Annotated in this window: 20 protein-coding genes and 2 pseudogenes; 6 read left to right on the top strand and 16 right to left on the bottom strand. The window is 31.3% G+C overall.

Annotated elements, in window-relative coordinates; all coding sequences use genetic code 11:
• Window positions 1–18 precede the first annotated feature (18 nt).
• Window positions 19–435 carry a nucleoside-diphosphate kinase gene (locus tag B2217_RS10050; protein ID WP_038330990.1) on the top strand — a complete coding sequence of 139 codons (417 nt, stop codon included), beginning with the start codon at window positions 19–21 and terminating at the stop codon, window positions 433–435.
• 101 nt (window positions 436–536) lie between these two features.
• Window positions 537–1,001, top strand: coding sequence for a copper resistance protein NlpE N-terminal domain-containing protein (locus tag B2217_RS10045; RefSeq protein ID WP_291122475.1), 465 nt, complete (start codon window positions 537–539; stop codon window positions 999–1,001).
• Between the two features lie 135 nt (window positions 1,002–1,136).
• Here the strand turns inward: B2217_RS10045 and B2217_RS10040 are convergent, their stop codons facing one another.
• The 6 genes from B2217_RS10040 to B2217_RS10015 all read right to left on the bottom strand — a co-directional run bounded on the left by B2217_RS10040 (window position 1,137) and on the right by B2217_RS10015 (window position 5,439).
• A complete protein-coding gene (locus tag B2217_RS10040) occupies window positions 1,137–1,877 on the bottom strand; it encodes an acyl-[acyl-carrier-protein] thioesterase (protein WP_291122473.1) in 741 nt (246 codons plus the stop codon).
• Window positions 1,878–1,907: 30 nt separating this feature from the next.
• Entirely contained in the window at window positions 1,908–2,405 is a 498-nt protein-coding gene (gene ribH, locus B2217_RS10035; RefSeq protein ID WP_291122471.1) for a 6,7-dimethyl-8-ribityllumazine synthase, read from the bottom strand.
• 114 nt (window positions 2,406–2,519) lie between these two features.
• Complete coding sequence (locus B2217_RS10030; protein ID WP_291060505.1) at window positions 2,520–3,227, bottom strand: tetratricopeptide repeat protein; 708 nt, start codon at window positions 3,225–3,227, stop codon at window positions 2,520–2,522.
• 74 nt (window positions 3,228–3,301) lie between these two features.
• Complete coding sequence (locus B2217_RS10025; protein WP_280045470.1) at window positions 3,302–3,901, bottom strand: porin family protein; 600 nt, start codon at window positions 3,899–3,901, stop codon at window positions 3,302–3,304.
• Window positions 3,902–3,922: 21 nt separating this feature from the next.
• Window positions 3,923–4,693, bottom strand: coding sequence for an ABC transporter ATP-binding protein (locus tag B2217_RS10020; protein ID WP_280045469.1), 771 nt, complete (start codon window positions 4,691–4,693; stop codon window positions 3,923–3,925).
• The gene (locus B2217_RS10015) at window positions 4,693–5,439 is read right to left on the bottom strand and encodes an MlaE family ABC transporter permease (protein WP_171622564.1); all 747 of its coding nucleotides are present in this window, start codon (window positions 5,437–5,439) and stop codon (window positions 4,693–4,695) included. The genes B2217_RS10020 and B2217_RS10015 overlap by 1 nt, the downstream gene beginning before the upstream one ends.
• Before the next feature lie 53 nt (window positions 5,440–5,492).
• On the opposite strand from B2217_RS10015, the gene B2217_RS10010 reads away from it, so the two are divergent.
• Both B2217_RS10010 and B2217_RS10005 read left to right on the top strand, forming a co-directional pair.
• The gene (locus B2217_RS10010; protein ID WP_038331159.1) at window positions 5,493–6,083 is read left to right on the top strand and encodes a SprT-like domain-containing protein; all 591 of its coding nucleotides are present in this window, start codon (window positions 5,493–5,495) and stop codon (window positions 6,081–6,083) included.
• Between the two features lie 9 nt (window positions 6,084–6,092).
• Window positions 6,093–7,187 carry a mannose-1-phosphate guanylyltransferase gene (locus B2217_RS10005; RefSeq protein ID WP_291122469.1) on the top strand — a complete coding sequence of 365 codons (1,095 nt, stop codon included), beginning with the start codon at window positions 6,093–6,095 and terminating at the stop codon, window positions 7,185–7,187.
• 9 nt (window positions 7,188–7,196) lie between these two features.
• Here the strand turns inward: B2217_RS10005 and B2217_RS10000 are convergent.
• From B2217_RS10000 to B2217_RS09960, 9 genes and pseudogenes are all read right to left on the bottom strand, one after another.
• Window positions 7,197–7,913, bottom strand: a pseudogene (locus tag B2217_RS10000) (DUF4184 family protein).
• Window positions 7,914–7,966: 53 nt separating this feature from the next.
• The gene (locus B2217_RS09995) at window positions 7,967–10,732 is read right to left on the bottom strand and encodes a hypothetical protein (RefSeq protein ID WP_291122467.1); all 2,766 of its coding nucleotides are present in this window, start codon (window positions 10,730–10,732) and stop codon (window positions 7,967–7,969) included.
• Between the two features lie 54 nt (window positions 10,733–10,786).
• Entirely contained in the window at window positions 10,787–11,812 is a 1,026-nt protein-coding gene (locus B2217_RS09990; protein WP_291122465.1) for a hypothetical protein, read from the bottom strand.
• Window positions 11,805–12,638: a molecular chaperone gene (locus tag B2217_RS09985; RefSeq protein WP_291090638.1), complete on the bottom strand. Its 834-nt coding sequence runs from the start codon at window positions 12,636–12,638 to the stop codon at window positions 11,805–11,807. Before B2217_RS09985 ends, B2217_RS09990 begins: the two co-directional genes overlap by 8 nt.
• A gap of 19 nt (window positions 12,639–12,657) precedes the next feature.
• Window positions 12,658–13,227 carry a hypothetical protein gene (locus B2217_RS09980; protein ID WP_291122463.1) on the bottom strand — a complete coding sequence of 190 codons (570 nt, stop codon included), beginning with the start codon at window positions 13,225–13,227 and terminating at the stop codon, window positions 12,658–12,660.
• 170 nt (window positions 13,228–13,397) lie between these two features.
• Entirely contained in the window at window positions 13,398–14,261 is an 864-nt protein-coding gene (locus B2217_RS09975) for a helix-turn-helix domain-containing protein (protein WP_291122461.1), read from the bottom strand.
• 228 nt (window positions 14,262–14,489) lie between these two features.
• The gene (gene deoC / locus B2217_RS09970; RefSeq protein ID WP_291122459.1) at window positions 14,490–15,233 is read right to left on the bottom strand and encodes a deoxyribose-phosphate aldolase; all 744 of its coding nucleotides are present in this window, start codon (window positions 15,231–15,233) and stop codon (window positions 14,490–14,492) included.
• Window positions 15,234–15,242: 9 nt separating this feature from the next.
• Window positions 15,243–15,716, bottom strand: a complete 474-nt coding sequence (locus B2217_RS09965; protein ID WP_125350002.1) for an Lrp/AsnC ligand binding domain-containing protein — start codon at window positions 15,714–15,716, stop codon at window positions 15,243–15,245.
• 28 nt (window positions 15,717–15,744) lie between these two features.
• A complete protein-coding gene (locus B2217_RS09960) occupies window positions 15,745–16,692 on the bottom strand; it encodes an endonuclease (RefSeq protein ID WP_291122457.1) in 948 nt (315 codons plus the stop codon).
• Between the two features lie 352 nt (window positions 16,693–17,044).
• Here B2217_RS09960 and B2217_RS09955 point away from each other — a divergent pair, with 352 nt between their 5' ends.
• The gene (locus B2217_RS09955) at window positions 17,045–19,255 is read left to right on the top strand and encodes an NADP-dependent isocitrate dehydrogenase (protein ID WP_291122455.1); all 2,211 of its coding nucleotides are present in this window, start codon (window positions 17,045–17,047) and stop codon (window positions 19,253–19,255) included.
• A 57-nt stretch (window positions 19,256–19,312) separates the two neighbouring features.
• On the opposite strand, the gene B2217_RS09950 is transcribed toward B2217_RS09955, so the two are convergent.
• Complete coding sequence (locus B2217_RS09950; RefSeq protein WP_180905760.1) at window positions 19,313–19,726, bottom strand: CBS domain-containing protein; 414 nt, start codon at window positions 19,724–19,726, stop codon at window positions 19,313–19,315.
• A 375-nt stretch (window positions 19,727–20,101) separates the two neighbouring features.
• On the opposite strand from B2217_RS09950, the pseudogene B2217_RS09945 reads away from it, so the two are divergent.
• A pseudogene (locus tag B2217_RS09945) lies at window positions 20,102–20,812 on the top strand (hypothetical protein); the annotation flags it as partial.

The raw sequence follows: 20,812 nt of genomic DNA, 5'->3' as shown, positions 1-20,812 counted from the left end.
TAAATACAATTCAATAAAATGGCAAACATTACATTCACAATGATTAAGCCTGATGCAGTTGCAAAAGGACACATCGGAGATATTTTAAAAGACATTACTGACGCTGGTTTCAAAATCAAAGCGGCTAAAATGACTCAATTAGCAAAACAAGATGCTGAAGCATTTTACGCTATCCACGCAGAGCGTCCTTTCTTCAAGGATTTAGTAGAGTTCATGACTTCTGGACCAATCGTTGCTGCAGTTTTAGAAAAAGACAACGCAGTTGCTGATTTCCGTACTTTAATCGGTGCTACTAACCCAGCTGAGGCTGCAGAAGGTACAATCCGTGCTAAATATGCTGAATCTATCGATGCTAACGCTGTTCACGGTTCTGATTCTGACGAAAATGCTGCTATTGAAGCTGCTTTCCACTTTGCTGCGAAAGAAATTTTCTAATCGAATAAGATTACAAAACATTATATAAATCCTTCTGAAAATATTCGGAAGGATTTTTTTTGGCTCAAAATTTACTTACCTTTAAATCAAATTCTAAAAAAATGAAAAAAATAATTTTAGCCACATTTACAATCGCAGCTTTTGTTGTGTCAAGTTGTAAAACTGAAGTAGAAAAAGTAAAAGACGAAGAAAATTCTAAAGAGTATAAAGTTGGAATTGAAATCGGGAATGTTTCTGCAGAAAAGTCTATTCAATACGAAGGAACTTACAAAGGAATTTTGCCTTGTTACGAGAAAGATTGCAAAGAGGTTGAAATGGAAATAAAATTATTGCCAAACAAAGGATATGTCTATTCTACAAAACGTTTGGGGTTAGATAAAATGGCTATTATGACGACTGGAACTTTTCAGTTTAAAGAAGATGGAAATACAATTGTTTTTCCTGAAATTGCCAATGTTCCGAATGCTTTTTTAGTTGAAGAAGGAAAAATTATTCAGTTAGATAAAAATCAAAAGAAAATCGAATCGGCTGATTCTGCTAAATTTGTTTTGACAAAAGAAAAATAGATAAAAAGGTTTCGTAATGAAACCTTTTTTATTGTAATAATTTTAGATTTTTCATTTCTCTTAAGTTGCATTCAGCTTGACATTATACTTAAGTCATGTTGAACTCGTTTCAACATCGCATAATTCGAAAGTATCTTACCTCAACTGCAATCTACAAACAAAGTTTACTTTTTCTTGATTGATGATTTTAAACTGAATTAAATGTTCCGTTTCTAATTTCTGGATTTCTATTTCGTCATGTAAACTTAATTCTTTTAAGAAATTCATATCAATCGCTTTGATACGATGTTTTAATATAATTTCAGGATCGATAGTATTCAAGCACCAGTCCAAATATTTGGTATTATTTGCATGTTTTACGATATCCAAATCAGAGAATTGAACTTTATACTGAATAACTTCTGTTGGTTCAAAATCAATGTTTAAAATCGAATTCTCGACTTCCGTTGGTTTCAGATCAGGAAAACGTTCAATGTGAGATGAATCAATTTGAAGAATATCAGGACGACGTTTTTCTGTATTGAAAACCGCCCACAAACTTGAAGCGCCAATTAATTTTTTTCCATTTTTCTCGATTGTAAAATCACGAATAGATTTTGCACCTTTCAATACTTCAATCCAAGTTTTTACATCAACAAAATCTGTCCAAGAAGGTAATTCATCAATCTCAATTCGAAGTCGATTCATTACCCAAGATTGATTAAATTCTTGTAAATCAAAGAAACCTAAACCTCCTTTTATCGCGTGTTCTGAAGCAGTTAATTGAAAAAGATTTGCCATTTCAGACAATTTCATCTTACCTGTCGGATCACATTGAGAAAAGTAAATCTCCCAATTTTTCGTATAAATTGATTTAAAATCTTCTGCTATTGGCATCGATAAAGTTTTGAATCTATCATTCTAAAATTATTTTCCTAATTTCTTTTTCATATCCGCCATCATAACCGCAGCTACACCAGCTTCAACTCCTTTATTTCCATGTTTTCCACCAGAACGATCAATTGATTGCTGTTCATTTTCGTCTGTTAAAACACAAAAAATAATTGGCATATTGTGTTTGATATTCAAATCTTTTACACCTTGCGTCACACCTTGACAAACATAATCAAAATGCGCTGTTGCTCCACGAATCACACATCCAACAACGATAATTCCGTCCAAATCTGGATGAGTTTGCGCAACTTTATCAGCTCCATAAATCAACTCAAAACTACCAGGAACTTGATATAATGTAACATCGTCAGGATTTGCGCCCAAATCAATCAATGTATCTTTTGCTCCATCTCGCAAATTAAATGTGATATGATTATTCCATTCAGATGTAATGATTGCAAACTTAGAGCCCGCTACATTTGGTAATTCTGCTTTATTATATTGAGATAAATTTTTATTTTCTGTTGCCATTTTGTTTAAAATTTGAATGGTAAAATTACAAAAATGATTTAGGATAAACTTTGATTTGAATCAATAAAAAAAGCCGAACAATTTGTTCGGCTTGTAATTATCTTTTGAAGTGAATTATTTCGCAGTTTCAGAAGCGTATTTTAAACGCTCAATAAACTTCGCAGTTTCACCATTATTTGCATTTGGATATTTATCCTCTAAAGCTTGAAAATAGTTTAAAGCATCAGCATTTTTACCTAATTCCATCGCAATTTCACCCGCTTTTGTATAGTAAGTCGATTGTAATGTTTCAACTTCTGTCGCTTCAGCAGCTTTTACATAGTAAGGTAAACCTTCTTCTAATTTGTTAGAAGCAACTAATGCATTTCCTAACATACCATATTTTTGCGCCAACATTACATTGTCATCTGTGTCAAAATCTTCTAATAATTTTACCGCAGATGCGTAATCTCCTAATTTATAATAAGAACTTGCCGCTTTGAAACGTGCTAAATTACCAGCATCAGTATTTCCATATTCATCAACAATTTGTTGTAAACCTTGGAAACTTCCTGCGCTACCATTAAGAGCAACGTTAATAGAATCTTGATCAAAAAGACGTTCTGCTTGAACCATTTCTTTGAAAGCGTCTTCTGATTTAGGTTCTACGACTAATTTTAAGTAAGCAAAATAACCTAAAACAGCTACAATAATTACTCCTAAACCAATACCAATTGCTTTAGCATATTTTTCAACAAAGAACTCTACGTTGAAAGCTGTTCTATCTAATTTTTCTACGAATTGCTCTGTTGCGAATTCTTCTTTTTTATTATTTTTTGCCATTTTAATAATTTACGAGGTTGCAAAAATACAATTTGGAACAAATATATCCAATAAATTTATTTACAAACAACCTTTTAGAATAAATATGCTACTGATAAGTTCAACATTTGCGGACGATTTTCTGTTCTATATTGTCCATTTGATCCGTTCAAAATGTCAGATCCAACTTTTCCTAAACCGAATTCGTAACGTAAATCGAATAATAATTTAGAAACTTCCACACCTGCACCAATTTGCATTCCGACATTAAAATCATCTTGTTTTGCAGTTGTAAAGTCTTTTACAGAAAGTTTGTCGTCAAAATAGTAAGAGAAAACTGGACCAGCTTGAATATGTCCGATTCCTAAAAATCTTTTTCCAACGTTTACAGGAATATCCATACGTTTTTTAGTTACATTCAGTTTTTGTCCATCAACATCATATTCATTTTTAAACTGAGTATATAATAATTCTGGCTGAATGTAAATTCCTGCTAAAGAAACACGCGCTAAAGCACCCGCTTGAAATCCAGCAGAAGCTTTTCCATCTTTCTTAAAAATATTTCCAGCATCTTGCCAAACTTTTCCTTTATCTGTATTGAAGACAGCTCCACCTTTGATGCCAAAATTGATATTTTGTGCTGTTGCAAAATTTGCAGCTAAACCTACAATTGCAGTTAAAATTAATTTTTTCATAGAATTTTTATTTTTATTGATTTATTGTTGCTCTTTTAATAAGGCTTCTCTTAATTTCTTGAAAAGATTTGACGAATATACAAAATCAATAACATTTGGATTATCAGCCACCAAAATCTCCTCTTTTGTCCCTTCCCATTCCAAGAAACCATTTTTTAAGAAAACAATATGATCTCCAATTTCCATCACCGAGTTCATATCATGTGTATTTACAACGGTTGTTGTGTTATATTCTTTTGTGATATCATAAATTAATTGGTCGATAACTAACGCCGTTTTCGGGTCAAGACCAGAGTTTGGTTCATCAGCAAACAAATATTTTGGATTATTCACAATCGCGCGTGCAATCGCCACACGTTTTTGCATTCCTCCAGATATTTCTGACGGATATTTTTTAAGCGCTGTACGAGCAATTTCTACACGGTCTAACACTTCACGTGCACGTTTTTCGGCATCAGCATTTGACATATCCGAAAACATTTGCAATGGAAATTTTACATTTTCTACAATATTCATCGTATCATACAAAGCCGAACCTTGGAAAACTACTCCAATTTCTGAACGTAAACGTTGTTTTTCTTTGTAATCAAACTCAATCATATTATCTCCTTCGTACAAAATTTGACCTGAAGTTGGCGTTAATAATCCAATCAAATTTTTCAAGAAAACTGTTTTTCCAGAACCACTTTGACCAATAATCAAACTAACTTTTCCTTTCTCGAAAGTGACAGAAAAACCTTTCAGTACTTCTACTGCATCAAATGATTTTCTGATATCTTTTACTTCAATCATTAGCTCAAAATTGTTTGTGTTAATATTAAATTGATCACAATAATTGCTACTGATGTCCATACAACAGCTGTTGTTGCAGAACGACCAACTTCTAACGAACCTCCTTTTACTTTATAACCATAATATGCCGGAATTGTTGCGATAACAAACGCGAATACCATTGTTTTAAGGAATGTATAGACAAACAATTTTGTTGCCATATTCATTTGTAAACCTGTAATAAAATCGGCTGCTGACCATAGTTTTGTAAAAACACCAATGTAGTAACCTCCTAATAATCCAAATCCGATAGAAATCATAACCAATAAAGGATTGAAAAATACACAGGCGATAATTTTTGGTAAAATCAAGAAGTTTGCAGAATTGATCCCCATTACATCTAACGCGTCAATTTGTTCAGTAACACGCATAGTTCCTATACTCGAAGCGATATACGAACCTACTTTACCAACTAAAATTAGCGACATAATGGTTGGAGCAAACTCTAACACCAAAACCACTTTGGTTGCATAACCAATATAAGCATCTGGAACAGGAATAGAAGCTCCCTGAAAGTTTTGCGCCATTTGTATTGCTACAACTGCACCCATAAATGTTGAGATAAAGGTTACAATTCCCAAAGAGTTGACACCTAAATCATATATTTCTCTAACGGTCAATTTCCAGAAAACGCTCAATTTTTGAGGTTTGCTAAATACTTTACCCATAAGCATAAAGTATGACCCTAAATTTTCGATTAGTTTCATTACGACAAAATTAATATTTTTATTGGAAAGGCTTTTTATTTATCTTGCACAATGTGAATTTAGAACATTTAACTTCTTATCTCCCTCATAATGCAGACTTGTATGTAAAAAAGTGGTTAGAAAATCATTTTATAACGTTAAAAATTACAAGAAGACGTGAAACTAAGTTGGGAGATTATCGCAAATTGGTCGAAAATAATCGTCATCAAATTACAGTGAATGGCGACTTAAATCAGTATGCTTTCTTTTTTGTTTTTACACATGAAGTGGCGCATCTCAAAACTTTTGTTCAGTTTGATTCGCGTAAAATAAATCCGCATGGAAAAGAATGGAAAACCATTTTTGGGCATTTATTATTAGAATCTCTTCACGTTTATCCCGAAGAATTGCAACCGTATATTCTTCATCATGCCAAACATCCAAAGGCAAGTTTAGGAGCGGATGTTAATATCTCAAAATATATTATAGATGATAAAAATCCTGCTCAAATTTATCTTGAAGATTTGGAGGATGGCACAATATTTTCGATTGGAAAAAGAATCTTTAAAAAAGAATCTAAACGAAAATTAAGGTATCTTTGTTTAGAGTTGAAAACCAAGAAAAAATATTTGATAAACGCAACTGCAACTGTAAATAAACTTTAAAAGACAATCATGAATAATAAAGATAACTATGCTGTTATCCTTGCCAGTGGTACAGGAGTGAGATTATGGCCTTTGAGTACGATTAAGAAACCAAAACAATTTCATGATTTATTAGGAATAGGAAAAACTTTTATTCAATTAACATATAATCGATTAAAAAAAATCGTTCCCCAAGAAAATATTTTCATTGTAACTATTCAAGATTATAAAGAGATTGTAAAAGAACAATTACCAGATTTTGAGGATAAAAATTTTATCATCGAACCAAGAGTCATGAATACCGCAGCTTGTAATTTATTGGCCGCAATGACAATCCAACAAATTAATCCAAATGCAAAATTGATAATTTCTCCTTCAGATCATTTTATTTTTGATGAAGATGAATTTGTAGAAAAAGTAAATCTTGCTTTCGAGGATGCTGACAACGATAGATTGATTACTTTGGGAGTAGCTCCAACACGACCAGATGTTAATTACAGTTATATTCAGTTCATCGAAAATATAACACCTATAAAAAAAGTAAAATCTTATATCGATAAACCTGATTTAGAATTTGCTGAATCTTTTATAACAAGTGGCGAATTTATTTGGAATACAGGAATCCTTATTTGGTCTGTAGATAGTATTGTAAAAGCTTTTCAACAACATTTACCTTCGATGAAAGAAACTTTGAAAAAGTATTTTGATCTTGATCGTTCTTTACAGAATACAGAAACGTTAAAACCTATTTACACAACGTTAGATGTAACTTCTATCAACAAAGGAATTTTAGAGCAAGCAGATAATGTTTATGTCATTCCGACAACTTTTGGCTGGAGTGATATTGGAACTTGGTCGGCAATCAACGAAAAGTATAAATATACAGGTGAAGATCAGGACGAAAATCACAATACATTATTATGTAAACACTTTTCTGGTTACAACGCCAAAAATAATTTTATTTATTCTACGCAAGACAAAGCTATTATTATTGATGGGTTAGATAGTTATGTCGTTATTAATTCGGAGAAAGGATTACTCATATGTCCTCGAAGCAATGTACAGTTTATAAAAACTTATGTAAGCGATTTGAAATTACAGAAAAACGGAGAAAAATATTGTTAAAATGAAAGATTAAAAAACTTTCTCCTTTATCCCAAAAATAACCAAACTCAAAAAAACACTCATTCCTATAACGACAATGATGTTGCCTAATCCAATTTCTATTGGGAAGAAAACTAATCGTATTGCGGAAATAGTTGTTGTAAATAGAACTACTTTTAACCAAAAAATGTAATCAAATTTAGTTTTTGGAAGAATTTGTTTTGGCATTTTATAAATCCAAAAAGCGATAAAAATCGTACCTAAAAAAGTGCTAAAATGTTGTTGAAATTTATACCCTTTTACTTCGAAATTTTTGAAAGGAATTTGAACCCAAGTTTTCTGTAAAGCATGAAAATGTTTCGCAAAAAATCCCCATTCGTGAGTGAAAGCATCCCAAAAAAGATGCGAATAAGCTCCTATTATAATTGAAATAACAACAATTAACCAATGTTTTTTGAAATAATCAATCCAATCGAAAGTTAGGAATTGAACAAATCGTTCTTTAAAAAAATAAGGTAAATGATGAATTAAAACATTTCGGACAAATAAGTGAAAAACGAAACAATAAATAAGAGCAATTGGTAAGTCAAAATACAAAACACCTCAAAACAAATGACTGTGCGTCGCTACAATCTCCATTCGAGAGAAATATTCTAAATCTGGCGACATCGAACCAATGATTAATCCCGTCATCGAAAACCAATTCGATTTTAGTTTTTTAGCGGAAGAATAATTGCTGGATGGCAAAAAGTTAGTGGCATTTAGAGTTTATTTTGATGCAAAGTAAATCAAAATATCCATTAACTACCAAAACGTTTAATGTTAACTTTTCGTTCCTTAATTTTCAGAATAAGCGGTTCATATTCTGTATTTTGTTCCTTTTCTACCGTTATTTTATTCAAATATGTTTTTGCATAAACATGTTCCGGTAAACTATTTTCAACAAGATGAAACGTGTAATTTCCAACAGGTAAAAAAGCTGTATATTCACCTCTATCATTTGTTTTAACTGTAAATATCTGTCCATTTTCGTGATTAAAAATCAACGTAAACCCGAATAAATTTGCCGAAACCTGATACTCCAAATTTGAAGATAATTCATACTCAACTTTCCCTCTCACAACACCAGTTTGTTGCATTGGAATAGAAATAGAAGTCGTTTTAGAATTAATATTAACCGCATAATCTTGTGCAAACCATTTTTGTCCAGGAAGTTTGATTATATAATTACCATAAGGAACTTTTTTATACTTGATATTTCCTTCTAAATCTGTAATAAAGTTAGTTTCATTTATCTTCACATTACGACTATCAGCCACTTTATCACCTTCATCAAAAATACCATTTGCATTGTAATCATAAAACACAAACAAATTTAATGTTCCGTCTTTTACATCTGTCACAGTACGTTTCGCAGGCAAATTATATTGTACACCAACTTGCAAATAAGTTTGTTTGCTATTCAATGTTTTCGAATCGTAATGGCTAAAATTCGTTTGTGTACTCACAATAAAATTATCAATTGGTTGATAATCCACAGAAGCTCCAAAAGTTAGGGTATTTCCAAAATTTTTGTCAATATTATAATAAGTAGAAACTGCTGTATTCAATTTTTTCTGAAAAAAGCTTTGACGAAAACTCGCCGAAGTTGTAAAACGTTCTAATTGATGATTAAGATTATTCGTCGAATAAACCTCTGCAATCATCATACTTCCTCGTTGATAAATTGAGCTTAACTGAAAGTTTTTCACATTCCACGTTAATTGTCCATAAACAATTGGATCAACCTTATTCAATTCATTTAGCTCAGAAAATCCTCCTAAAGTATTCAACACCAACTGATGCACACGAGAATTAGACAACCACGTAAATGTTCCGTTTAAATAAGCTGATTTAAAATCCATCGGCGAATACGTAAACGTGTCATAATTTAGGATATTTGATTTTTCGATATTCAATTTTGGAGAAATCGAAAGATTGAAATGATTCGCTAACTTGAACGAAATTCCCGTCTCAAAACGCAACGCTTTCGACTCATTTGCTTGTTTATAATTTATCAAATATGGATCGATAGATTTCGGATTATTGTTCGTAACCGTTAACGAAGACCATAATGAAAATTTAGAAAACGTACGTTGCAAACGCTGATTGAGATACAACGCTCCACGTCTAGTGCCTGGGTAATATCCTGAACTATAATAATTAGAACTATAAAAATAAAACTTACCTATTTCTCCTGAAACATTAGCAGAAACAGATAATGAATTTTCGACATTGTTCGTTTCGTTAAATTTTGACAAACCATACCCAAATTTTACTGAGTGATTCCATTTATTTGGTGTTATCCATTTGTATCCATTTGTCAAAACAAAATTAGTTGTAGAATAATTTTTATCCAAAAAAGCAGAAGTCTCTAGTTCATTTTTATCTTTTATCAAAAATCGTCCATTCGCAAAAGTTGTATGGCTATTCTTGAAAACATCATTACTCAAATCATCTAATAAATTATAATTTTTTTCGACCATTCCAACTACAATTCGGTTGTCATTCTTATCATAATTATTGAACAACATCACGCCTCGTCCATTAATTGGAATATCAAAATCGTTGTTATTGATTGATCCGATTAAAATTCCTTTGTCTTTGCGTTGATATTTCACCCAAGAATCCGTCAAAACCATGTCTTGATCTTTATTCCAAGTTGTCCCATTAATGTTATACGCAAATTCATTCAACCCCACCGAAAATTCTTGATGCGCCGTTAAATTATAATTTGCATTAGCAGAATTTATATCACGAGCAGTTAATCGAACATAATTTGTAGAAAAATTGGTCCAATTCTGATTTAACATTGTTGAATCTCTATACACACGATTGGAACTTGCATTCTGAATGGTAAAAAATACATTTCCTGCAAAATCTTTGGTCGTTGTATAACCCGAAACATTTGCCTGAAAACTTTCAATTTTCATCATATCTCGGTCTACATATTTAGAAAATCGAACAATTTTTTCTTGAAAAGCTTCTACCTTAATTCGTTTGTTATCAGAAGTAAAATTGCCTCTGAAGTCAGGAAGAACATTGGTTAACAAAATTTCTTCGGCTTGATTTCCCATATTCATTACTTTCAATTCATAATGAATAGAATCTCCTTCTTGACGATAAAAAATATTACTCTGGACAGGAAAAATCTTGATGTTTCTCTTCTGCAAAACCACAACCGAAGTAACGGATTTCCCTATTTCTTTTTTGCTTAAAAAATCAATAATGCTGAATTCTAAATCTAATTTTCCAGCCATTTGCGATTTGTTCACCGTAAACTGCATTGGAATAAAAGCCTTCTTGTTTGGATTGATTTTTAGTTGAAGATTATCTTGCGAATACGATCTTATCGCTGAAGGAATTTTAAGTTCCAAACGAGCATTTATCGTATCATTGGTCGTATTTTCTAATTGAAGAATAACAGAAAAGTTGTTGCCATCTTCTAATTTAACTTCTTTTATTGTGCTAAATTTCAATCCGTTATTTATAGCTTGAGCACGCAAATTTTGTCCGCTAACAAGCATAAGCAGAATAAAAAATACGCTCCGAAAATAATTGATTGAAAAGAACATATTGTTTTACAAAGGTGTAATCGTGTACAGCAAAGAAGTTGAATAATTCCCAGGTTTGCTATTCAAAATTTTATTATCCGACGGAGTTGTAGAATAAATAATATCGTACTTTTTTGAAGCTGTTTTAGAACTATTCGTCATCAATGATTGATTGTAATTCGAAAGTTTTATAACCTTAGAAAGATTATTTGTTTCGGTATCTTTTATCTGAACATTGATTGAATTTAATTCCAAATTCTGAGCATCACTCGATTGTAAATATTGATTAAGCGACGAAACTTGAATATCGTAAGCCGTATCAGAAGAAACAATTAAGCCGTTTTGATATTCTTTCTTCACTCCATTTCTATAATCTTGTATTGTATTGAAAACCAATTCTCCATTTACAGCAGAACCATCGACCGCAATAGAAAGCGTCGGAACTGGTTCGTAATTTCCATTTGGACTAATTTGCATTTCAATCGAAAAAAGACTTGTTCCAATCACGTTTCCAAGCTCATTTAACAATGAAAACTCTAATTGAATAGGATAATTATTCCAAGATTTTAGAGGATTTAGATAATTTCCAGCATCAATCACAATATCATAATTCAAGACAATTGCACCGTATTTTCCTGTAGTTGTAGCAATAGTTAAAGGAGAATTTCGAATAAAATAATTGGAAGAAAAACTCATTGCGATATTATTCTGAATAACTCCTAATTGATTTAGTGTAGGATAATTCTCTGAATAATATTGAGAAGTTGTATAATTATTGAATTTTAATTTCAGTTTTTCGACAGGGAATTCTTTTTTCTCAGAATTTACAATAGGCGAAACAGCTCGCGCAACTAAAGACCAATTTTTATAATTTAATGCACCAGTCATATGCATTTGTACAGCCACAACATTAGACACTGTAACTCCACTACTTCCATTCACTAACACCCAACCTTTATTATGAGCATTTAACGTAAACTGAGCAGAAACTGCCATTGTCAACAATACTGTAATTGTTGAAACTATTTTCTGAAACAAATTATTATTAATCATTTGAGAACGTCAATTCTGCAACTTTCAATTGATCATCTTTCTCAAAACTTAAAGTTGCGGTAACAATATACGAGCCTTTTGGCAAATCCTTTGGCAATGGTATATATACAATTCTTTTATCATTTGGTAAACTATAAAAAACTGCATCTTGCAATTTTATTTGTTGACCATTTTCTTGATTAATGATTTCATTTCTAATCGTTCCTTCGCTCCAAACATTTCCATCATTCGAAATAGTTAGCACCAAACGATTTTCTGCTTTATCGTAAACAAAATTTGTAAACTCAACATTTGTATCACGTGGAATATTTAATCGTTGATAAATCTTAATACCTGTACGTATTGAAAAAACAATATTTTCCCCACTTTTATTTTGTCCAGCAATAGGATTTGTTTGCGTGATGTACATCATAGCTGTATGTACACTTTCTGCATTTATATTTTCTGGAACTTGCATCAGAACTTCTATTTCTTTCGATTCTTTTGGTAAAAGTGTAAATGTATTACTTGGTAAAACTGTGATCCAGTTTGCATTACTTGTTGGTAAAGTATTGATATCCGAAACTATATTAGCTCCATATTCATCATACTTCCAATCATTAAAAGAAACAGACAACTCTAATGTATGTACATCACTTACATTGGTTACCATAATCTTTTTACGCTCAGACTCACCAGGATTTAACGCAAAATAAGTCCTTGGTGGACTTACTGTAATACCTGATTGGGCATTGATTTTTGTAGAAATAATCAATGCTAAAAAAGAAACGATTGTTAATAAACGAAGTACTTTCATAAGCAAAATAGAAGTGACATTTTTCAACATCACTTCCTATTTTTTTATATTATTGAGCTTCTATTGTATAAATTACAGTTGTTGTATACACAGTAGGATTCTCAGCATTGTAATATTTGTTTACATAAGCATCAGTTCCTTGTCCAGTATATGCAACGTTGAATTTTAAATCTGTACCACCAACTGTACTTGAAAATAATGGTTTAGCTTCAGTATTCAATGCAACTTCTTTATTAAATTTATATGAAGTTAATAAATTTCCACTACCTTTACTTGCTTCTAAATTAATTGTTTTAGCTTCAATTTCTCCTTTTACTTCATTATTTTTAGAAGTTAACTTCTCATTTTGAGATCCTACTTTAACAGCAAACCCTCCAGTACTATATACAACTAAGTGGTCTTTCATTTCTTTTGTAACACCTTTTGAATAATCTTGTTTTGTTATATAATCTATGTCAACTTCACTACCTCCAATAACAATTGTTTGAATTGGGTGTAGTTTTACGTTTAATGTTGCAGTTGCAGTTGCAGTTGCAGGTATCACTGGAGCAACTTGAGCGAAAGCCATTCCAGAAACTAATCCACAGAAAATTGTTAAAAAAAATGCTAATTTTTTCATGATTTTAAAATTTGTTAAAAATTTATTAAAAAATATTTGTTAAATAATCTGGTAGTTTATATATTTAAGATTGGTTATTCTCAAATGCGATTGCAAATGTAGAAGTTGTTTTTGTTCTAAAAAAGATTAAATCATACCAAAAGATGATGAAAAACGACATTTCTAACTATTTAATTCGGAGTACTTTGTCTGAATTTAGTCGGAGAAATCCCCGTGTTTTTCTTAAAAAACGCAGTAAAATTGGTTTCTTGAAGGAAATTGAGTTCCAGCGCAATCTCTTTTATTGACATTTTTGAGTTGACTAATAAAATCTTTGCATTTTTCATCAATTCTTCAACAATCATTCCTTTTGCTGTTTTTCCAAAAACGATTTGAGTTGCTTTATCTAACCTTCTTTTTGTAATAAAAAGTTTATCACTGTAAAAAGATACTTGTTTATTTTCCTTGACATTTTCTTGCAAAAGTTTTTTGAATTTTGTCGCAAGTTCTACATCAAAATCATCTTGTATAAATTGGCTTTGCATATCAAATGTTTCCATTTGACCATTGATAATAATACGTTCCAAAAGATTATGAGCAAGCTTCATATCTAATTCATTTTCGAATGCAGTAAAGAAATATTGCAAATAATTAGCCTCAAAAATTGGAGCAGAACAAATTGTATTCTCAACAATATTTATAATATCTCGCGAAAAAAGTGTAGAATTTTCTAACTTCAAGTTCTCTTCGATAGATTTTGAATAAAATTCTTGTTTGAAAACAATATAATAAGCATCAGTACGAGTAGTTTGTTTCACAAATTCTTGAGAGATATTGGGAGCTATAAAAAGAAAATGGTTTTTAGGAATCGAATATTCTTTTCCATTTATTTTATGAACAAATTTTTTAGAACCAGACCAGATTATTCCAAAATAGTCATCAACAGATAACTCTTTTCTCAATTTTTCTGTATGTAGGATATCATTCAATTCAAATGCAGTTATACCTACATCAAAAACCAAATTATTATAAACTTTACGATTATTCCACAACATACGTCTATACTATTTTATCAGTGTTATCAATGCAAAATTACGACCATTTTTAACCAAATTACTTGATATAGATCAAGTTATAATTTTAGTGCTCCAAAAATAATAAAATACAATATGCTATTTAAGTATTTTAAAAAATTAACTAAAAAAGAAAGCTTATTTTTAATGAATAAAAAAAAGTCTCAATAAATATTGAGACTTTTAAATGTATTTTAATGTAGAAATTTTCTAATAACCGTCTGCTCCTTGCTCTCCTTTTAAAATTGCCAATGCAGTCGATGTTCCAATTCTTTTCACGCCTAAAGCGATCATTTTTTCAGCTTCTTCTGTTGTGCGAACTCCACCAGAAGCTTTCACTGGAAGCGAACCTGAATTTTCAAGCATCAATTTAATAACATGCTCGTTTGCTCCATTTGGTTCTCCATTTTCAGTTTTATAAAAACCTGTAGAAGATTTTACAAAAACTTTTGATGCATTTTCTTCACCTGCTTTCTCTAAAACAGTATCACGAATTAATTGTGTTATACCAACAATCTGTTCATCTGTTAAAGCAGCAGTTTCGATAATCCATTTTACAACTTTACCTTCACGCAATGCGACTAATGTTGCAGCTTCTACTTCTTCTTTTACTTTATCGCTATCACCTTTTTTGAATGCTTCGTAGTTTACTACAAAATCTAATTCATCGGCTCCATCAGCAATTGCTTTTTGCGCTTCTCTCAACTTTTCATTCAAATCGTAAGTCCCTTCAGGAAAACCAATTACAGTCCCCAAAACAACATTCGATTTTTTCTCATCCAATAATTCACGAACTGATCTTACATAATCAGGACGAATCATTACTGCATAGATATCATTATCAATAGCTTCTTGTGCTAACTTATGCACCATATCTAATGTATCAGAATTCGAAATACCTGCTTGTTCAGGTGTTTTAAGATACGTCGAGTCTAAATATTGATTAATATTCATCTTTGTATATTAAAGTTTTATTTGTCTATCTATTGGTTGCTCCAACGAAATTATAGTTTCTGTACGTGTAACGCCATCAATTTGCTGAATTTTTTTGTTCAATACATTCATTAAATGTAGATTATCACGACTCAAAATTTTAAGGAAAATCCCATAATTTCCTGTTGTAAAATGAGCTTCCACCACTTCTGGAATTTCTTCCAAAGCTTTCACAACTAATTTATAAGAAGAAGGTTTGTCCATAAAAACACCAACGAATGACATCGTTGAATAGCCTAAAATTGCAGGATTTACAATTACTTTTGTTGAATCAATCACACCAGAAGCTTCTAATTTCTTAATGCGTTGATGAACTGCCGTATTTGATATACCTAATTCTTTTGCTAATTGCGAAACAGGTATATTAGCATTGTCCATAAAGGCATTCAGAATCAACTTATCGATTCCGTCAATCTCAACCTGACCATTTTCGTGGATTCTCACCTATTCTTAAAATTATACCGCTACAAATTTAATATTTTAAAATGGTATAAACGGGAAAATGGTCGCTATATCCACCGAAATATTTTCCGCCAACAAAAGTTCTGAATGGCAAACCAGTTGATTTTCCGCCTGTATTCTTCAAAAAATCAGCATCAAAAATATCTGTTTTTATATATTCTAAATTTGATTGAGAAGTAAAAAATCCTTTCGAAAAAAGCTGTTGATCAAATAACATCCATTGTTTTTTAAAGATCATCGAGCCTCTTTTATACGATTGTAGACTGACCATTGGATTGAATAATTCATTTCGGTTTATCTCTTCTTGTTTAGAACGTGTATCCAATTCATCAATTAAGTCAGAATTTGTTGGAGAATCATTAAAATCTCCCATCACAACAATTTTTTCCGAATAATTTTCGGTTAACAAATTGTTAATTCTTTTTCGAATCGTTTTAAAAATATGTTGACGTTTTAATTGATTGATTTCTTTATCAATTTTAGAAGGTAAATGAACAATAAAAAGATGAATAATTTCGCCAACTAAATTTCCTTTCACATATAAAATATCTCGTGTATAAGATTTTGTATCATACTGATCTTTAAAGATAAATCTAATTGGTTCGCTTTCTAAAACTTCAAAAAATTGTTGACGATAAATTAATCCAACATTTATTTTTCTTTCGTCTAATGATTCATATAAAAGTGTTTTATAATCGCCATCTTTCAAAAAATCATTTTGAATCAAATCTTCTAAAACTTCTTCAGTTTCAACCTCAGCCAAACCAACCAAATATGGCAATTCATTTGTTTCTAATTTACCAATTTTAGAGATGCAAAATGCAATCTTATTCACCTTTGTATCATAACGATTATCTTTCCATTTGATAAAATTACTGGGCAAAAAAGATTCGTCTGAAGATTTAGAATAAAAATTTTCGACATTATAAAATGCGATTGTCGCTAAATTTTGTTTCAAAAGAATTGTTTTCTGCAAAATTAAGAAAGAAACTAAGTTTATAAAAATTGGTTTCTTAAGAAGCATTAAAAAGACGACTTTCTCAAAAGTGAACTTATACATAAAGTTGAAAAAAAAATCAGTCAAAAATTATCAACTTGAACAATTTTCTTTCAATAAATTATCAACTTGACTACCTATCAAAAATCATGTTAAAAATTATACTAAAATTAGTGTAAATGATTGATTTATGGTCAATTTAATCTGCTAAATATTGTATATTTGCAAAGTTTGCAGTTTCTGCATTCAAAATTGAAAAAATGTATTTTTAATTGACTATTATTAAAATAGTCTCAAAAAAATTTAAAACATAATGTCAAAAATTCATTACACACTTACGGATGAAGCTCCGATGTTGGCAACTCACTCATTTTTGCCAATCGTACAAGGATTCACGAAAACAGCTGATATTACAATCGAAGTTCCAGATATTTCTTTAGCTGGACGTATTTTAGCTAATTTCCCTGAATTCTTAAAAGAAGAACAAAGAATTCCTGATGCTTTAGCAGAATTAGGAGCTTTGGCGACTACTCCGGAAGCAAATATCATTAAGTTACCTAATATTTCGGCTTCTGTTCCTCAGTTAGACGAAGCGATTGCAGAATTGCAGGCGAAAGGTTTTGCTGTACCAAATTATCCAGCTGAACCAAAAAATGAAGATGAAAAAGCAATCAAAGCTAGATACGGAAAAGTTTTAGGTTCTGCTGTAAATCCAGTTTTACGTGAAGGAAACTCTGACCGTCGTGCACCGAAAGCTGTTAAAAACTATGCAAAAGCTAATCCTCACAAAATGGGAGCTTGGGCTACAGACAGCAAAACAGAAGTTGCTTACATGAAATCCGGTGATTTCTATGGTACTGAAAATTCAACTACATTAGAAAACGCAACTGAATATACAATCAAATTTTACGGAGAAGATGGTTCTGTTCAAGAATTAAAATCAGCAGCACCTTTAAAAGCTGGAGAAGTAATTGATTCTTCTGTAATGAACTTAAACTCTTTAAGATCATTTGTTCAAGAAGCTATTCAAGAAGCAAAAGACAAAAACGTATTATTGTCTGCTCACTTAAAAGCAACAATGATGAAAGTTTCTGATCCAGTTATTTTTGGAGCTATCGTAGAAACTTTCTTTAAAGATGTTTTCGTAAAATATGCTGATACTTTCAAAGCATTAGATATTAATCCAAACAATGGTTTAGCAGATTTATTCGAAAAAATAAAAGGTCAACCTCAAGAAGCAGAAGTTAAAGCTGCAATTGAAGCTGATTTAGCAAACGGACCACGTGTAGCAATGGTTAATTCTGATAAAGGAATTACTAACTTCCACGTTCCTTCTGATATTATTGTTGACGCATCTATGGCTGCATTAGTAAGAAACGGAGGTAAAATGTGGAACAAAGATGGTGCTGAAGAAGATACTGTAGCGATCATCCCAGACCGTTCTTACGCTGGTTTCTACGAAGCTGTTGTAGACGATATGAAAGCTAACGGAGCTTTAGATCCAACTAAAATTGGTACAGTTCCTAATGTTGGATTAATGGCTCAAAAAGCGGAAGAATATGGTTCTCACGACAAAACTTTCCAAGCTCCTGCAAACGGAACTATCAAAGTTGAAGACGCAAACGGAAACACATTATTAGAGCAAAAAGTTGAAACTTCTGATATTTTTAGAATGTCTCAAACTAAAGACGCTCCTATTCAAGACTGGGTTAAATTAGCGGTTAACAGATCTCGTTTATCTGATACTCCAGCAATTTTCTGGTTAGATAAAGGAAGAGCTCACGATCAACAAATCATCAAAAAAGTTGAAAAATACTTAGCTGATCACGATACAACAGGTTTAGATATTCGTATCATGGACGTTAAAGACGCGATGAAAGAAACTTTAAGCCGTGCAAGAGAAGGAAAAGATACTATTTCTGTTTCTGGTAACGTTTTACGTGACTACTTAACAGATTTATTCCCAATTTTAGAATTAGGAACTTCTGCTAAAATGTTATCTATCGTTCCATTAATGAACGGAGGTGGATTATTCGAAACTGGTGCGGGAGGATCTGCTCCAAAACACATCGAACAATTCGTAGAAGAAGGTTACTTACGTTGGGATTCTTTAGGTGAATTCTTAGCATTACAAGCTTCTTTAGAGCACGTTTCTCAAACACAAGGAAATGCAAAAGCTCAAACTTTAGCTGATGCCTTAGATGAAGCAAATGCTAAATTCTTAGCAACTGACAAATCTCCAGGTCGTAAATTAGGAACTATCGATAACCGTGGTTCTCACTTCTATTTAGCAATGTATTGGGCAGAAGCGTTAGCAAATCAAACAAAAGATGCTGATTTAGCTGCTAAATTTGCTCCTGTTGCAAAAGCTATGGAAGAAAACGAAGCAAAAATTAACGAAGAGTTAATCGGAGCGCAAGGTAAACCTCAAGATATTGGTGGTTACTACAAAGCAGATTTTGCTAAAACAACTGCTGCAATGCGTCCATCTGCAACATTAAACGCAATTGTTGACGGAATCTAATTAATTTCTAAGAAATAATTATTCATAAAAAGCCTTGCAAATGCAAGGCTTTTTCTTTTAATATTGTTCTAAAAGATACTTTACTAAATCAGTTGTAGTTACAATTCCAACAACCTCATCATCATCAACTACTGGCAAAGAGTGAAAACTCTGTTCTGATAGGATTTCTGCAACATCTTTAATATTTGTATCAGGAGAAACAGTTAACGGTTTTTTTACCATTACATCTTTTAATTCGTATGTATCATAAATTGCATTTAAAGCATTTTGATCCATTTCTCCAGCTCCATATCCTAATTTAGTAACATCATTCTTACTAATAACTCCTGCTAATTTAGCTCCTTCAGTTACAGGTATATGACGAATATTGTATTCTTTAAATAATTCGTTCACTTCACTTATTTTTTTATTCGTAGGAACTGCGATTAAAACTTTCGCCATAATTTGAGATACTGGTACTCTTTGTTTCATTTCTTTTTATTTTGATTGATTAACTTTTCTACAACAAATTTGAACATTAAATAACTCATTCAAAATGATATGCGATAGTTAAAAAGAAAATAAAATTTCGTAAATTAAATAGTTTCTCTCTTCAAAAAAAGAAACAAATCTCTAAACATATTAAAAAATTATTGTATAAGTGAAATAAAGTAATTAATATTTAATAATTATTGGATTTTAGTATGAAGGAAAAATTCATTAACAAAAATTAACATTATTCGAGAAGAAAAATCATCATTCAATCAAAAGTTATGATAAACTTTAATAAAAAGTATGAATGAAAATCGTCTAAATAATGATAATTTTAAGAGTTCAAATTCATTCTATTAGATTAATCATTCTCGCATGAAATATATTTATTTACTCGCATTATACTTTTGCTCGATTACAACTTTTGCGCAATCAAAATTAGAAACGGCTATAAAAAGTCTGGATACAAATTACGCTCAAGAAAAAGTTTATTTATTATTTGATAAGGAAGATTACATTGCTGGAGATAATATTTGGTTCAAAGCTTATACATTAAATGGCTACAAACCGAGCTTAATTTCTACAAATCTTATTGTTGAATTATACGATAAAGACAAAAAATTAATCAACCGAAAATTGGTTCCGATTGTGAACGGTGAAAGTGACGGAACACTGAATACCAAAAACGAAAACGAAGAAGGAATTTACTTTGTAAGAGCCTACACAACGTACATGACTTTCTTCTCAGAAGAATTTCAACATATCAATCAAGTCAAGATTTATAATCCAAATTCTAAGTTAAAACTTGTTCCAAATCCAAATTTAAAATGGAATGCAAAAGCTTTTGCGGAAGGTGGAAATTTTATTCAAAATCAGACAACTAAATTTGCTGTAAGATTAAAATCGGACGGAGATTTACCAAAAAAATGGAATGGTTTTGTATTCGAGAAAAATAATCCTACCAATAAAATTACAACATTTGATAATCTAGATGAAAACGTTGCGACTTTTGCGTTGAGAGCAGAAGAAGGCAAATCTTATCAAGTACAATTAAATGACGAAAAAGGAAATCAACAAATTATTGAT

Source organism: Empedobacter sp. UBA7620 (assembly GCF_002484185.1).
GTDB classification, from domain to species: Bacteria; Bacteroidota; Bacteroidia; order Flavobacteriales; family Weeksellaceae; genus Empedobacter; species Empedobacter falsenii_C.
Note: the sequence above shows the minus strand (reverse complement) of the source record. Positions and strands in the feature narration are given on the sequence as shown.